Here is a 15,254-nt window from a genome sequence, read left to right on the forward strand (position 1 = left end):
TGACAAATGGAGGCATGGCCAAGGCTAATTTTCCATTGCGCGATTTTCAGCCCTTGGCTATTGTCCTACTTCCTATTAAACCCAAAGCAGGCGCGGTCCAAGCGGCGGCCTCTGCACTGGAGCGATCTTTGTTCAACTGGTTCGAAAAGCGGATCAATCCGTATCCCGACATGTCTCCGGCCCAACCCCCCAAGGGCTTTTTCCCATTTTTGTGGTTCTGCACCCGCGGCTTGCGCGGGCTGATTGCGGCCGTCATTTTGCTGACCGCCGGCATCGGCGCCTTTGAGGCTTTGCTGTTCTCCATGCTCGGTTCCGTCGTGGACTGGCTAAGCTCGGTCAAGCCCGCGCTGTTGTGGGACACGCAGCGCCATAATCTGTTGCTGCTGGCGGGCATTCTGCTGGCCAGCCCGTTGCTGATCGCCCTGCAGGCATTGATCAAGTATCAGGGCATTTCCGCCAATTTTCCGATGCTGCTGCGCTGGAATTTCCATCGCCACCTGCTGCGGCAGAGCATGAACTTTTATCAAGACGAGTTCGCCGGCAGGGTATCCGCCAAGGTGATGCAAACCGCGATCGCGGTGCGTGAAACGGTGATGATCGTCGCCGACATTCTGGTGTTCGTGGTGATTTACTTCGTCACCATGATCGCCGTGGTCGGCAGTTTCGACAGCCGTTTGCTGTGGCCCTTCCTGGCCTGGTTGGCCTTGTACGTGGCCACGCTGTATTTCTTTGTGCCGCGCCTGGGGCTGGCCGCCACCGCCCAGGCAGACGCGCGCAGCCTGATGACCGGGCGCATCACCGACGCCTATACCAATATCGCCACGGTGAAGCTGTTCTCGCACGCCCAGCGGGAGGCCGGCTTCGCCCGCGGCGCGATGCAGGAATTCCTGGCCACGGCCTATCGTCAGATGCGTTTGATCAGCGGCTTCGAAATCATCAACCACAGCCTGAGCATGTTGCTGATCGCCAGTACCGCCGGCGCGACCTTGTGGCTGTGGAGCATGGGCGAAGTCGGCGTCGGCGCGGTGGCGGCGGCCACCGCGATGGCCTTGAGGTTGAACGGCATTTCGCACTGGATCATGTGGGAGATGGCTTCGCTGTTCGAACAAGTGGGCACGGTGCAGGACGGCATCGCCACCTTGTCGCGGCCAGTGTCGATCAATGACCGGGCCGACGCCAAGCCCTTGGAAGTGAAGCAGGGAGAAATCCGCTTCGACCAAGTGGACTTCAGTTACGGCGGCAGCAAGACCGTGATCGAGCAATTGTCGCTAACGATACGCCCGGGCGAGAAGATCGGCCTGGTCGGCCGTTCGGGCGCGGGCAAGTCCACCATTGTCAACTTGCTGTTGCGTTTCTATGATTTGGACGGCGGCCGCATTTTGATTGACGGCCAGGACATTGCTCATGTGACGCAGGACAGCCTGCGCGCCCAGGTGGGGATGGTGACGCAGGATACTTCCTTGTTGCACCGCTCTGTGCGCGACAACCTGCTCTACGGCAGGCCGGACGCCGGCGACGCCGAGATGGAGGCGGCCGCGCGCCGCGCCGAGGCGCATGACTTCATCCTGACCTTGACCGATCCGAAAGGTCGCAGCGGTTATGATGCCCATGTAGGAGAGCGGGGGGTCAAGCTGTCCGGCGGGCAGCGCCAGCGCATCGCCATCGCCAGGGTGATGTTGAAGGATGCGCCCATCCTGTTGCTGGATGAGGCCACCAGCGCGCTGGATTCGGAAGTGGAAGCGGCGATCCAGCGCAGCTTGTACCGGCTGATGGAAGGCAAAACCGTGGTGGCTATCGCTCACCGCTTGTCCACCATCGCGGCGATGGACCGGCTGATCGTGCTGGACAAGGGACGCATCGTGGAAGAGGGCGATCACCGCAGTCTGTTGGCCAAGGGCGGGTTGTATTCGAGGCTGTGGGCGCACCAGAGCGGAGGCTTTCTCGGCGAAGAGGACGACGATGCCGCCGAGCCGGTGGCCACGTTGGCCTGAGGCTAGACGAATGGAGCGAAGCGGGACGCGTGAGCGGCCCGCTTTTTCATTGCGGCGACGCTAGAGCAGCATGACCGCGCAGGACGTGTTTCGACGAAAACATGGTTTTGACGTTAAGCGTGGGAAATAATGGGGAAAAGCGGGAAAAACAGAAAACTTCGAGGAGTTGTGGCGCACCCGACAGGGATCGAACCTGTGACCTTCAGCTTCGGAAACTGACACTCTATCCAACTGAGCTACGGGTGCGCTGTGCTTGCTTTGAGGCAGGCCCGCATCATAGCGCAACTTCCTTACCCGAGTCCAGTGTATGGTTTTGCCTTGCCTTCAGGCTTACCGTATAATTATCCTATTTTAAATGTCATTAATTCCAGGCGAGGCTCGTAATGAGTAATGAGAACGGAATGGCTCCCGGCCAGGTCATCAAAGTGCTGGTTGGCGTCGTTGTCTTTCTTGTGGTGGCAATTTGGCTTCTGGCCAAGCTGGCCACCAGCGGTTACAACGTGGATGCCGAAGTAATGACCAAGGAGGCCGTCGCGTCTCGCCTGAAACCGGTCGGTGAAGCCAAGGCCAGCGACGCGCCTCCGGGAATGCGCACTGGCGAACAGGTATATAAAGGCATCTGTATCTCCTGTCACGGCACCGGCCTTGCCGGCGCCCCCAAGTTTGGCGACACCGCTGCTTGGGGCTCGCGCATCGCCAAAGGCTGGGACATGCTGACCCAGCACGCGCTGCAGGGCTTCAACGCGATGCCGGCCAAGGGCGGCGCAACCGACTTGAGCGATGATGAAGTGAAGCGCGCGGTAGCCTATATGGGCAACTCCGCGGGTGGAAAGTTCACTGAGCCGCCGGTGGGCGGCGCAGGCGGCGCGGCCGCGGCGGCAGATCCGGCCGTGGTGGGCAAGAAGATTTACGACAGCGTGTGCATGGCCTGCCACGCGGCCGGCATCGCCGGCGCGCCGAAGTTCGGCGACAAGGCGGCCTGGGCCGTGCGTCTGAAGCCGGGCCTGGACGAAGTGGTCAAGATCGGCATCAAGGGCTTGAACGCGATGCCGGCCAAAGGCGGTTACACCGGCAGCGACGCCGAGTTCCGCTCCGCTGTCGAGTACATGGTGAATAATTCCAAATAATCGGCTGATCAGCGCAGCAAAAAACGCCTTGCAATACCGCAAGGCGTTTTTTATCGCCTAAAAGCGAGGATTTCTATGTTTTTTGGGAAATTTCTACCGGATGAAATGGCAATGTGCTATGTCAACAAAACCCCGCTGTAAGAAGGGACAGGTGCCCTTCGGAGGCGCATAGTGCATGATGGCTTCATCTGTTTAGGTCGTGAAGCGTCAGGCGCTTCGCGGCTTGGTGTGGGGATTCAGTGGGCTTCCACTTTCGCTTCACCCAGAGATGTTCCTCATTCTTCATATGGCGCCGCTGGCGCCATTTTCTTTTTGGTGGCCGGTATAGGCCGTCGGCGCGGAAGCAAGTTCTCGCCTGCGTCGCCGGCGCCTTCATGAATCCGCCGGTTTCTCCTTGTTGGCCAGCATGGCGCTGAGGCTGGCCAACCGCGATTTGCCCTCGGTTTTGCTGACGATGGGTTCGGCGCCGGGTTTGCCGAAGTGGCGCAGATCATCGCCGTTGATCTCGGAGATAAAGCGCGACGGCTCGACAAACTGCCATTCACCGGCGCGTTTGCGCTTGACGCAATAGGTGAGCGTCAGCATGCGCTGCGCGCGGGTGATGCCGACGTACATCAGCCGGCGCTCTTCCTCCACCATGCCGTTGTCCACCGATTCGCTGTGGGGCAGGATGCCTTCCTCGGTGCCTACCAGGAACACGTAAGGGTATTCCAGGCCCTTGGACGCGTGCAGCGTGGACATTTTCACCGCGTCTACCTCGCCTTCCTCGCGGCCTTCCAGCATGGTGATCAGAGCGATGGTCTGGGTCAGCTCCACCAGATTCTTGCCGCTGTCCTCGCCTTTGCGGCTAAGCCAGCTCACCATTTCCAGGATGTTTTTCCACTTGGTTTCGGCGATGCGCGGGCTGTCCTCGCTATCGTAAAGCCAGGCCTCGTAGCCTATCGCCAGCATCATTTCCATCGCCAGTGGGCCGCCATCCTCGCGGGTGGCGCGGTATTGCAGATTGGCGATGAAGTCGCAGAACTGTTCCAACGGCTCGAGTTGGGCTTTTTGTACTTGCAGGCGGAAACCCTCTTCATGGGCGCAGGCGAACAGGCTCTTGCCGCGTTCGCCGGCCCAGGCGCCCAGACGTTCCAGCGTGGTGGCGCCTACGCCGCGCTTGGGCGTGGTCAGCGCGCGGATGAAGGCCGGGTCGTCGTTGGGATTGGCGATCAAGCGCATATAAGCCAGCATGTCTTTGATTTCCGGCTTGTCGAAAAAACTCTGGCCGCCGGCCATCTGGTAAGGAATGCGTTGGTTGCGCAAGGCTTGTTCGAAGATGCGCGCCTGGTAGTTGCCGCGATAGAGGATGGCGTAGTCCTTGAACTCGGTGCGGTATTCGAATTTATGCGCCAGCAGCCTTTGCACCACGGTCTCAGCTTCGTGCTCTTCGTCCTTGCATTGAACCACGTGGATGGGTTCGCCCAGGCCCAGTTCGCTCCACAGTTGTTTCTCGAACAGCTTGGGGTTGTTGGAGATCACCGAGTTGGCCGCGCGCAGGATCCGGGCGGTGGAGCGGTAGTTCTGCTCCAGCTTGATGACCTTGAGCTTGGGGAAGTCGCTTTGCAGCAGCCTCAGGTTTTCCATATTGGCGCCGCGCCAAGCGTAGATGGACTGGTCGTCGTCGCCCACCGCGGTGAACATGCCGCGCAGGCCTGTCAGCAGCTTGACCAGCTGGTATTGGCAGGTGTTTGTGTCCTGGTATTCGTCTATCAGCAGGTAGCGCAGCTTGTGCTGCCACTTCTGCAGCACTTCTTCATTACTCTGGAACAGTTGCACCGGTAGGCGGATCAGGTCGTCGAAGTCCATCGCCTGGTAGGCGCTTAAAGTGTCTTGATAGGCCACATACGTGGTGGCGCAGATGCTTTCCCATTCGCCCTGAGCCTCCAGCAGCATCTGGTCCGGTGTTTTCAGATCGTTCTTCCATAGCGAGATCTGGCTCTGCACCTTGCGCACCTCATCCTTTGAGGTGGTTTTCAGAATGTCGGAGATGATCTTGCCGGCGTCAAAGGCGTCGAGAATAGAGAATTGAGGTTTATAGCCCAGGTGCGGCGCTTCCTGGCGCAGCATTTGCATGCCCAGAGAGTGGAAAGTGGATACGGTGATGCCGCGGATTTCCGCCGGCGTCATCAGCTTGCCCACCCGTTCCAGCATCTCGCGCGCGGCCTTGTTGGTGAAGGTGATGGCGGCGATATTGCGCGCATTGATGCCGCCTTCGCGGATCAGGTGCGAAATCTTGAAGGTGATGACTCGGGTTTTGCCGGAACCTGCGCCGGCAAGCACCAGCAAGGGGCCGTCAAGATACTGGATCGCCGCGCGTTGCGGCGGATTGAGCAAGGGAGCGGACATGGCGGTATGGGGGAAGGGGCCCGGCAGGGCGCAGTAAATCGGTAACTCAGCCAGTGCATTGTAGCATGCGGTATCATGGCGCTATCCGCGGATGACATCTCAGATCGATCCGCCACTTATGGGGTGCATATGGCCATCTACGCTATTGGCGACATTCAAGGGTGTTTCCAGCCGTTTCAGCAGTTGCTGCGGCAAATCGATTTCAATCCCGGCAAGGATACTTTGTGGTTGACGGGAGATTTGGTCAATCGCGGGCCGCAGTCGCTGGAAGTACTGCGCTGGGTGTTCCAGCATCAGGATCATGTCGAGATCGTGTTGGGCAATCATGACCTGCACTTGCTGGCGGTGTCCGAGGGCTTCGGCAAACTGCACCGCAGCGATACGGTGCTGGACATCCTCAACGCCGCCGATGGCAAGGTCCTGCTGGACTGGTTGCGCTGCCAGCCAATGATGATAGCCGGCCAGGGCTACGCGATGGTGCACGCTGGGTTGCTGCCGGAGTGGAGCATAGATCGCGCGCTGGATCTGGCGGAGGAAGTGGAAGCCGGGCTGTCAGGCCCCAGGCATCGTGAATTCCTGTCGCGCTTGTACGGCAACCGGCCAACGCGCTGGAGCGAGGAGCTGCGCGGCTCGGACCGTTTGCGCGTGATCGTCAACGCGATGACCCGGATGCGTTTCTTGAACCGCGACGGAGAGATCGATCTTAATTATAAGGGCGAGCTGGAGAACGCGCCGGCCGGCCTGACGCCCTGGTTCGAGGCGCCGGGACGCTGGCAAGGCGAGATGCCCATTATCTGCGGCCATTGGTCTGCGCTGGGCGTGCATATCACCGACGATGTGGTGGCTATCGACTCCGGTTGTTTGTGGGGCGGCAGCCTGACCGCGATGCGTTTGGGCGACCAAGCTTTATTTTCCTTGCCGTGTTCCGCATATCGCGAAATAACCGCGTAAAGAATATTGGCGGCGGCGCTGTAAATAAAATATTGGCAAGCCATAGTCAGCCGGGCCCTATGGCTGTCATAATCTCGGCTCTTGCCAGAGCCGTTTTTTATTTGTATGAGTTACCTTTCGATTGAGTTCGCACTGGCATTCCTCGCCTTTTTCGCCCTGTATTGGCTGTGCCGCAAGCGCACGGATTGGCAGAATGGTTTGCTGTTATTGGGCAGTTACGCCTTTTATGCCAAGCTAGATTGGCGTTTTGCGCTGATTCTGGCCGTTTATACCCTGTTATTGACCCTGATATCGTCGTGGATGCTTGATTCCGTCCGACCCAAGCGCTGGTTGCGCATGGGGCTGCTGATGGCGGTGGGCAATCTGGCGGTATTCAAATACTTCGACTTCTTCCGTGAAAGCGCGCAAGCGGCTTTGCATGCGCTGGGTATTGCGGCGATATTGCCGGCGGTGGATTTCCTGATGCCGGTGGGCATCTCCTTTTACACTTTTCAATCGGTCAGTTATCTGGTGTCCTTGTACCGCGGCGAGTTGCGTTTCGCCCGGGCCAGGGAACTGGGGCTGTTCCTGGCTTTCTTCCCCACTTTGTTGGCCGGGCCTATCTGCCGGGCCACCGGGCTGCTGGAGCAGTTGCGCAGCGGCGAACGCCGCCACATCTTGCAACTGGACCGCGCGTTGGGACTGATCGTGCTGGCCCTGGCCAAAAAACTGTGGCTGGCCGGCTGGCTGGCCAGCGCCTGGGTGGACCCGGTGTTCAGCGCGCCGGAAACCTACCACGCGCTGGAGGTCTGGGCGGCGTTCTACGCCTACGCCTTCCAGATCTATCTGGATTTCTCCGGCTATACCGATCTGGTCACCGCCTTGGCGCTGCTGCTGGGCATCCAGTTGCCGCGCAATTTCGACGCGCCGTATCTGGCTCACAATCTACGCGATTTCTGGCGGCGCTGGCATATGTCGCTGTCCAGCTGGATTCGCGATTACATTTATATTCCCTTGGGCGGCAACCGGCTGGGCTTTGCCCGCGCCCAGCTCAATTTACTGCTTGCCATGGTGTTGTCCGGCCTGTGGCACGGCGCCAGCCTGAAATACCTGGCGTGGGGCGGCATGCACGGTTTGGGCGTGGTGGGTTTGAATCTGGGAGACAAGCTGCTTGGCAAGGAGGCTGTGTCGCGGCGGCTGACCTGGCTGGCGCGTCTGCTGACCTTCCATTACGTTTGTCTGGCCTGGGTGTTTTTCCGCGCCGCGTCGCTGGAAGACGCCTGGAGTTTCTTGGAAGCCATGACCGGCACCGATCAGGAACTGACGCTGAACGCGCCGGGCTTCCTGGCGCTGAGCGCCGCGGCGTTTGCCGCGCTGCCCTATCTGGGCGCGGCTTGCGAACGCGGCATCGCCCAATTGGGTCGCCTGCCGTGGTGGGGCAAGCCCAGCTTGCTGGCCGGCTGCGCCTTGCTGATCATCGTGGTGTCGCCGCCGGGCATTCCGGGCTTTATTTATTACCAGTTTTAGCCGTGCCGGCGCGATGGCATCTCCGCTGTCGCGCTTTTCGTTTCTTACCGCATTGAGGCAAGCGTCAAATGATCGCCCGTTCCGCCATCCGTCAGGCCCTGGCCATCCTCGGCAGCAGCATGTTGCTGCTGTGCTGGATTGAGCAGACCTCAATCAACGCCTATTGGCGGCAGACCTTTCACCGCCCCAGCCAGCTGGAGGCCTTGTCCGAGTTGAGCGTCTGGCGTCTAGGAGCGGAGCTGGGGCGGGAGTTCCGGGATCAGAGCCGAGGGCTGTTGACCAGGCTGGATCGGTGGGACGACGAGATGATCGCCTATTTCAACGCCTGCTGCCTGCGACCGGCTTTGTCGCCGGAAGCGGCGCCGGCGGAGCCCGTCGCGGCGCGGACAACGGCGGTAGAGCCCAGCGTGCGCCCGCTGCAGCCATTGCCATCGCCGTCGGCTCCGCCGCCGCAAGCGGCGGCCAAAGATCCCCGCATCTTGCTGCGGCCGGGGAGCAAGGTGTTGCTGGCCGGCGATTCCATGATGCAGGGGGTGGCGCCGCATTTGCTGCGGCCCTTGTTCAAGCTGCACCAGATCAAGGCGCTGGACCTCAGCAAGCAGAGCACGGGGCTGACCTATCCCGACTTTTTCAATTGGCCGGATACGATAGAACGACAGTTGGCGGCGAATCCGGACACCGGCCTCGTGGTGATTTTCTTGGGCGCCAACGATACTTGGGACATGGTGGGCGGCAGCCGCTACATCCGCTTTGCCTCCGAGGAGTGGGAGCAGCGCTACCGCGAGCGCATCCGCGCCATCCTGGCTTCGGCTCGCAAGCACCGGACGCAACTGTTGTGGTTGGGCGCGCCGAACATGGGCAAGGACAAGCTCAATCGCGGGGTGCATTACATCAATGGCATTTTCCGGGAGGAAGTTGAAGGCGCAGGCCAGCGTTATTTGTCCACCCGCGAAGCCCTGGGGAGCGAGGACGAGGCGTTCACCAAGTTCATGACGCTGCCCGATCAGGGCGAAGTGGCGGTACGCACCGCCGATGGCATTCATTTCACTCGCCAGGGCCAGGTATTGCTGGCGCGGCGCGTGTTGGCAGAATTGAGGTTTGAATGAAGTTGAGAATCAGCGCGGCATGGGTCGGCTGGCTGGTGGCGGCATCGGCGTTGGCCGCGCCGGTGCAGGATTTCGGCGAGATCAACCTGCCGAGGCTGGCGTCGCGGTTGAAGGCGATCTCCACAGCAGTGCAACCGGTGCGAGTCACCCAACTGGGGGATTCGCACACCGCGGCGGATTATCTGACCGGCACGTTGCGCGAGCGTTTCCAGGCCAAATTCGGCGACGCCGGCATCGGCTGGACGCCGCCGATGGCCGTGCCCGGCCAGCGCCACGCCCTGGTGATCGAGCGCAGCGAGGGTTGGGCCTTGACCAATAGCCGCAAGGACGGCGATCCGGACTTCCCGCTGGGCGGCTATATTGCCCAAGCCCAGAGGCCGGGCGCTGCCATCAGCCTGTTGCCGCGTAATCCGCTGGACGGCTTGTGGCGGGTGCGTTTCCGCGTACGAGCGGCCCAGGATGGGGCCGGCGCGCTGGACGTGGACGATGGTCACGGCAGCCGCAAGTTGAATCCGCCAGAACCGGGCAGAGGCTGGCAGACGGTGGAACAGAAGCTGTATTTCCCCTTCGTGGTGCGTGCCGGCGCGCTGCCGGCGGTGGAGCTGGGCGGGATAGAGCTGGAGCGGCTGGCGCCGGGCGTGGTGCTGGACAGCATCGGCAGCAACGGCGCTCAGCTTTCGATCTGGCAGCGCTGGGGCAAGAGCTGGAGCGCGCAGCTGGCGGAGCGCGGCAGCGATCTGGTGATCTTGGCCTACGGCGTCAACGAAGCCTTTGACGATCGTCTGGACCTGATCGAGTATCAGCTCAATCTGCAGGCGGCTATCAACACCATACGCCGGGATCTGCCGCAGGCGGCTATCCTGATGCTGGGCGCGCAGGATGCCGCGCGCAAGCGGGGCGCGGCCAGCAAGGAGTGCGTGCCGGGTCGTCCCTTGCAACTGGCCGCGGTCAAGCGCATTCAACAGAAAGTCGCGCGCGACAGCCATGTGCTGTATTGGGATTGGGAGCAGGCGATGGGCGGCCCTTGCAGCATGAAGCGTTGGCAAGCGCAGCAGCTGGCGCGGCCGGACATGGTGCACTTCTCGCAGCAAGGCTATGCCAAGTTGGCCGATGATTTATTCGATAACCTGATGGCGCGGCTCAGCCTGTGAGCGTAGTCGGCGCTGGATGAGAAAAGCCCCCGGAACGGGGGCTTTTGCATTGGCGAGGTTTCGCAGCTGGTGCTCAGTGTTGCCGAGCCGGTTCCTGCGGCGCTTCCGCGGCCGGAGGCGGGCTCAGGCGCAGCGCGCGCGCCACTTCCTGCTGTGCCCGCTCGGCTAGCGCAAAGCGGGTTTCCAGTCCGTTTTCCCAGGCTTTCAGCGGCTGGCCGTAGCTGACTTCCACCTCCATCGCCGGCATCGCCAGCACTTTGCGCACGCTTTGCAGAAAAGTCAGATCGCCGATAAAGGCGGGCTCCAGCGTTTGTTGTCCGTCCGCGCCGTAATAGCGCAAGCCCACTGGCTGCACGGTGCCGCGCGACAGCAAGGCGGCTTCGAACAACGAGGCCTTGAACGGCAAGAGATTCAGGCCGTCGGAGGTGGTGGATTCGGGAAACACCGCCATGCATGCGCCGTTCTCCATCGCATGCGCCAACGCCTTGTAGACGCGGCTGGCGTCCTTGCGCTTGCTGCGGTCGATGAACAGAGTGCCGCCCAGGTGCGCCAGCCAGCCCAGCACCGGCCAGGAGCGAATCTCTCGTTTGGCGACGAAGCGGGACACCGTGCAGCTATTGAGCACGAAGATGTCCAGCCAGGAAATGTGGTTGGCCACCAGCAAGGTGTTGGGCGGGTAAAAGCCGGGATTGACGCCGTTGATCCGCACGCTGATGCCCAGAATTTTCAGCGCGTGGGCGGCCCAGCGCCGGGTAACGACGGCGCGTTCGGCGTGGGCCAGCCGAGAATAACGGGTGGCCAGGATGAAGACTCCTATGGCCAAGTGGCCGAACAGGCGCGCGACGCGTCCTATCCGGGTGAGCGAAGAGGTTGTGGCGGTTGACTTCAAGATGCTTTGAGGCTCGGTGCGCAAGGTTGAGGCCGTAACTCTAGCATGGCTGGCATAGCGGACAATAGTAGGAACTGCGTTGGCCCTGGCGCAAATGCCGGATCGGCGTGCCGCATTGCCGGCAGGGCTGGTCCTGCCGGCCGTACACCATATAAGTTTGCTGGAAATAGCCGGGCTTGCCGTCGCTGTGCACGAAGTCGCGCAGCGTGCTGCCGCCGGCCTGGATGGCTCGGTTCAGCACGCTGCGGATTTCCTCGGCCAGCCGGCGGTATTCGCCGTCGCGCACCGTGTTGGCTGCGCGTGCTGGATGGATGCCGGCGTGGAACAGCGCCTCGTTGGCGTAGATGTTGCCGACCCCGACCACCACGTGGTTGTCCATCAGCATCAGCTTGACTGCGCTGCCGCGGCGTTGCGCGGCCCGGATCAGCGTGTCGCCGTCAAAGTCGTCGGACAGCGGCTCGGGCCCCAGCGCTTGCAACAAGGGATGGTGCTCGATGGCGCCGACATGCCACAGCACCGCGCCGAAGCGTCGCGGGTCGCGGTAGCGCAGCACATTGGGGCCCAACAGCAGGTCGACGTGGTCGTGTTTCTCCGGTGGAGTGTCCGCAGGCAGGAAACGCAGGCTGCCGGACATGCCCAGATGGATGATCAGGGTGCCGGCGTCGGTGCCCAGCAGCAGGTATTTGGCGCGGCGGTCGACGGAACGTATCGTCAGGCCGCGCAGGGTGGCATGCAGCTCCGGCGGCACCGGCCAACGCAGGCCGGCGTGGCGGACCACGGCGCCGTCCAGTTTGGCGTTCAAGAGGTGGGGCAGAATCCCGCGGCGGGTGGTTTCGACTTCTGGCAGTTCAGGCATGGGTAGAATGGCGCGAAGATAAAAACAGGTCATGCTATTCTACGCATTCAACAGGTTTATAAGCAGGTCTCTGACTCCATGCGAATGCAACGGCTGAAAAAAACACTCCCTTTGCTGATGGTCGCGCTGCTGTCGGCATGCGCCAATTTCAAGCACCCGGGCGCGGCGAAGGCGGTCGATGCCGGCAAACCGGCCGGCGACGAGGCCGCGATAACGCAGAAAGAAGATGAAACTCTATTGCCCAAGGCGGAGCTGACGCCGGAAATCCTTTATGGCGTGGTGGCCGGCGAAATCGCCGCCCAGCGCGGCTCGGTGGGCGCTTCCGCCGTGACCTATCTGGAACTGGCGCGACAAACGCGCGATCCGCGGCTGGCGCAACGGGCCGCCGAGTTTTCTATGTTCGCAGGGCTGCTGAAGGAAACCTCGGAAGCCTTGACCTTGTGGATGGAACTGGCGCCGGATTCGGTGCCGGCGAGAGAACAGCTGTTCATCACCCTGCTGCGCGCCGGCAAGTTGGCGGAAAGCAAGCCGCTGATCGAGGCGCTGCTGCAGAAAGAGCCGGAGCGCGCGCCGGCCATCTTCGTTCAGTTGGCGCGGCTGACCTCGCGCCAGAGCGACAAGCAGGCCGCTTATGAATTGGTCAAGCAGTTCGCCGCCCGTTATCCGGACCTGGCCGAGGCGCGCTTCGCGCTGTTGGCTGTGGCCGCCGAAGCCGGCGACCAGGCCACGATGAACCGCGAGTTCGACCGGCTGGCGCAGATCGCGCCGGCCTGGGACTTGCCGGTGGCCTGGCAAGTGGATCGGCTGCGCCGCGAGCAGTTGGATCAGGCCATTGATTTTCTGCAACGCGAACTGGCGCGACGGCCTAATGCCGGCCTGGAGCTGAAGCTGGCCAAGCCGCGGCTGCTGGTGGGCGCCAAGCGCTTCGCCGAGGCGCGACAGGCTTTCGATCAGCTCTTGCCCGGCAATCCCAATAATCCCGATTTGCTCTACGCGTCCGGCCTGATGGCTTACCAGATGCGCGATCTGCCTGCCGCGGAGCGGCATCTGCGCCAGGCGCTGGCGGCAGGGCATCCGGAGGCCAATTTCATTCGCTACACCCTGGGGCAGATCGCGGAGGAGCGCCAGGACGTCGGCGCGGCCAAGGGTTGGTATGAGATGGTGGGCGCCGGGCCGCAATTTCTGCCGGCGCAAGGCCGGCTGGCGGTGATGGAGGCCGGCGACGGCAAGCTGGATCTGGCCCTGGCGCGTCTGGCGCCCTTGGGCGGCAACGACCAGGAGAAAATCACCCTGGCCCTGCTGCAGTCCCAGCTGGCGCGCGAAGCCAAACAGCCGGGCAAGGCCCACGATTTGCTGAGCAAGGCGCTGCTGCGCATGCCCAAGGCGCCGGAGCTGCTGTACGAGCGGGCGCTGGTGTCGGACACCCTGGGCAATGTCGGCAACGCCGAGCGCGATCTCAAGCAAGTGCTGAAGGAAAAGCCGGGCGACGCCCAGGCGCTGAACGCGCTGGGCTATACCCTGACCAATCGCACCAGCCGTCATCAGGAAGCGCTGGGCTATATCGAGAAGGCGCTGAAGAGCGAGCCGGACAATCCCACCATCCTGGACAGCCTGGGCTGGGCGCAGTACAAGCTGGGCCGCCTGGACGCGGCCTTGAAGACGCTGCAGAAGGCCTATGCGCTGTTGCCGGACCCAGAGCTGGCCGCCCATCTGGGCGAAGTGCTGTGGAAGCTGGGTAAGAAAGAGGAGGCGCTGGGGGTGTGGAACAAGGCGCTGGAAGCTAGCCCGGAACATGATGTGCTGCGCGATACCATGCGCCGTCTGGGGGCGCATTGATGAGGTGGGGCGGTCTGATTCTGGCTTTGTCGCTTGTTGTGACCGGCTGCGCGACGCGCGAGGCGGTGTTCATGCCCTCCGCGACGCAGTCCGCGGATCAGCCGTTCGCGGTCAGCGGGCGTCTGTCGGTCAATCTGGACGGCAAGGGGCATGTCGCCAACTTCGATTGGCGGCATCAGCCCGAGCGCGACCAATTGGCGATCAACTCGCCGTTGGGCAATACCGTGGCCGAAGTGGTCCGCGACGCCGGCGGCGTCACCCTGCTGGCGGACGGCAAGGCCTGGCAGGCGCCGGATGTGGAAAGCCTGACCGAGAAAACCCTGGGCTGGCCGCTACCGCTGTCCGGCTTGGCCTGGTGGATCCGCGGCATGCCGGTGCCGGGCGAAGCTAGCGAGATCCGTCCCGACGGCGAGCTGTTGCAGCAGGGGTGGCGTATCCGCTTCGTGCGCGAGGCCGAGTCCGGCGAGCGCTATCCCAAGCGCGTGGATCTGGCCCGAGACGGTTTGACGGTCAGAGTGGTGACCCGCGACTGGCGCTGACCGCATCGCCACATACGTGTTATTTCAATGATTGCCATGGTGTTCTGTTGATGAGTTCCCCCGTATTCCAAGACTTTCCGGCCCCGGCCAAGCTCAACCTTTTATTGCATGTCGTCGGCAAGCGCCCGGACGGCTACCATTTGCTGGAGACGGTGTTCCGCTTCGTCGACTTCAGCGACACAGTGTCGCTGGCCCTGCGCGACGACGGCCGTGTTGTGCTGGAGACGCCGATTGCCGGCGTGGATCCGGAGCAGGACCTGACGGTGCGCGCGGCGCGTCTATTGCAGGCCCATGCCCAGTGCGGGTTGGGCGTGGCCATTCGTCTGGATAAAAAGATACCTATGGGCGGTGGTTTGGGCGGCGGAAGCTCCGACGCCGCCACCGTTTTGCTGGCCCTTAACCGCATGTGGGAACTGAATCTGCCGCGGGCGGTGTTGCAGGAACTGGGCTTGAAGCTGGGCGCGGACGTTCCGGTGTTTATTTTTGGTCGCAGCGCGCTGGCTACCGGCGTTGGCGAAAAACTGAATGAAATCAAATTGAAGCCGGCATGGTATGTGGTAATTCACCCTCAGGTGCAAGTGCCCACCAGCAAAATATTTCAAAATTTCTCGCAAGAGGTGTTGACAGAGGTAGGGGGCGTCGGCATAATGCGAATCCTCGAAACAACGCAGCAACGACGAAACGATCTGCAAAACGTTGTTTCGAATATGTACCCAGCGGTGAATGAAGTGCTGACCGAATTAAGAAAATATGGTTCGCCGCTGATGACTGGTTCCGGTTCCTGTGTGTTTCTGGAGTGCCAGTCTAAAGACGAAGCCGATAAAGTTTATCAGGCGGTGTCGATAAAATATAAGGGTTTTTTAGCAAAAGGACTCGATGTCCATCCCTTGATCGACAACGCTAAATAAAGGTTA

At 61.7% G+C, this 15,254-nt stretch carries 12 protein-coding genes and 1 tRNA gene; 9 read left to right on the forward strand and 4 right to left on the reverse strand.

Annotated features, from left to right (window positions below; translation table 11 throughout):
• The first annotated feature begins 128 nt into the window (after positions 1 to 128).
• Positions 129 to 1,991: an ABC transporter ATP-binding protein gene (locus MOV80_RS19335; protein ID WP_019102250.1), complete on the forward strand. Its 1,863-nt coding sequence runs from the start codon at positions 129 to 131 to the stop codon at positions 1,989 to 1,991.
• 169 nt (positions 1,992 to 2,160) lie between these two features.
• On the opposite strand, the gene MOV80_RS19340 is transcribed toward MOV80_RS19335, so the two are convergent.
• Positions 2,161 to 2,237: transfer RNA gene (locus tag MOV80_RS19340), tRNA-Arg, on the reverse strand.
• Between the two features lie 137 nt (positions 2,238 to 2,374).
• On the opposite strand from MOV80_RS19340, the gene MOV80_RS19345 reads away from it, so the two are divergent.
• Positions 2,375 to 3,118, forward strand: coding sequence for a c-type cytochrome (locus MOV80_RS19345; RefSeq protein ID WP_039755367.1), 744 nt, complete (start codon positions 2,375 to 2,377; stop codon positions 3,116 to 3,118).
• Positions 3,119 to 3,490: 372 nt separating this feature from the next.
• Here the strand turns inward: MOV80_RS19345 and MOV80_RS19350 are convergent, their stop codons facing one another.
• Positions 3,491 to 5,506, reverse strand: a complete 2,016-nt coding sequence (locus MOV80_RS19350) for a UvrD-helicase domain-containing protein (protein ID WP_107732888.1) — start codon at positions 5,504 to 5,506, stop codon at positions 3,491 to 3,493.
• 129 nt (positions 5,507 to 5,635) lie between these two features.
• On the opposite strand from MOV80_RS19350, the gene MOV80_RS19355 reads away from it, so the two are divergent.
• The 4 genes from MOV80_RS19355 (at position 5,636) to MOV80_RS19370 (ending at position 10,220) form a co-directional block, all read left to right on the forward strand.
• A complete protein-coding gene (locus MOV80_RS19355; RefSeq protein WP_019102253.1) occupies positions 5,636 to 6,457 on the forward strand; it encodes a symmetrical bis(5'-nucleosyl)-tetraphosphatase in 822 nt (273 codons plus the stop codon).
• Between the two features lie 105 nt (positions 6,458 to 6,562).
• Complete coding sequence (locus tag MOV80_RS19360) at positions 6,563 to 7,963, forward strand: MBOAT family O-acyltransferase (RefSeq protein WP_019102254.1); 1,401 nt, start codon at positions 6,563 to 6,565, stop codon at positions 7,961 to 7,963.
• A gap of 68 nt (positions 7,964 to 8,031) precedes the next feature.
• Positions 8,032 to 9,069, forward strand: a complete 1,038-nt coding sequence (locus MOV80_RS19365; RefSeq protein WP_107732887.1) for an SGNH family hydrolase — start codon at positions 8,032 to 8,034, stop codon at positions 9,067 to 9,069.
• On the forward strand, positions 9,066 to 10,220 hold the full coding sequence (locus tag MOV80_RS19370) for an SGNH/GDSL hydrolase family protein (RefSeq protein WP_081575120.1): 1,155 nt from the start codon (positions 9,066 to 9,068) through the stop codon (positions 10,218 to 10,220). Before MOV80_RS19365 ends, MOV80_RS19370 begins: the two co-directional genes overlap by 4 nt.
• 73 nt (positions 10,221 to 10,293) lie before the next feature.
• Here MOV80_RS19370 and MOV80_RS19375 read toward each other — a convergent pair whose 3' ends face one another.
• Positions 10,294 to 11,109: a lysophospholipid acyltransferase family protein gene (locus MOV80_RS19375; RefSeq protein ID WP_039755374.1), complete on the reverse strand. Its 816-nt coding sequence runs from the start codon at positions 11,107 to 11,109 to the stop codon at positions 10,294 to 10,296.
• Positions 11,110 to 11,149: 40 nt separating this feature from the next.
• A complete protein-coding gene (gene mutM / locus MOV80_RS19380) occupies positions 11,150 to 11,965 on the reverse strand; it encodes a bifunctional DNA-formamidopyrimidine glycosylase/DNA-(apurinic or apyrimidinic site) lyase (protein WP_039755375.1) in 816 nt (271 codons plus the stop codon).
• Positions 11,966 to 12,043: 78 nt separating this feature from the next.
• Between mutM and MOV80_RS19385 the strand changes: the two genes are divergently transcribed.
• Genes MOV80_RS19385 through ispE form a run of 3 tightly spaced genes read left to right on the forward strand, consistent with a single transcriptional unit; the run spans position 12,044 to position 15,248 of the window.
• Entirely contained in the window at positions 12,044 to 13,801 is a 1,758-nt protein-coding gene (locus MOV80_RS19385) for a tetratricopeptide repeat protein (protein WP_039755368.1), read from the forward strand.
• Positions 13,801 to 14,340, forward strand: coding sequence for a lipoprotein insertase outer membrane protein LolB (gene lolB / locus MOV80_RS19390; RefSeq protein ID WP_019102260.1), 540 nt, complete (start codon positions 13,801 to 13,803; stop codon positions 14,338 to 14,340). Before MOV80_RS19385 ends, lolB begins: the two co-directional genes overlap by 1 nt.
• A gap of 50 nt (positions 14,341 to 14,390) precedes the next feature.
• Positions 14,391 to 15,248, forward strand: a complete 858-nt coding sequence (gene ispE / locus MOV80_RS19395; RefSeq protein ID WP_107732886.1) for a 4-(cytidine 5'-diphospho)-2-C-methyl-D-erythritol kinase — start codon at positions 14,391 to 14,393, stop codon at positions 15,246 to 15,248.
• The last annotated feature ends 6 nt before the right edge of the window (positions 15,249 to 15,254 follow it).

Origin of the sequence: Chromobacterium sp. IRSSSOUMB001, from assembly GCF_023507765.1 — a bacterium.
GTDB lineage: Bacteria > Pseudomonadota > Gammaproteobacteria > Burkholderiales > Chromobacteriaceae > Chromobacterium > Chromobacterium haemolyticum.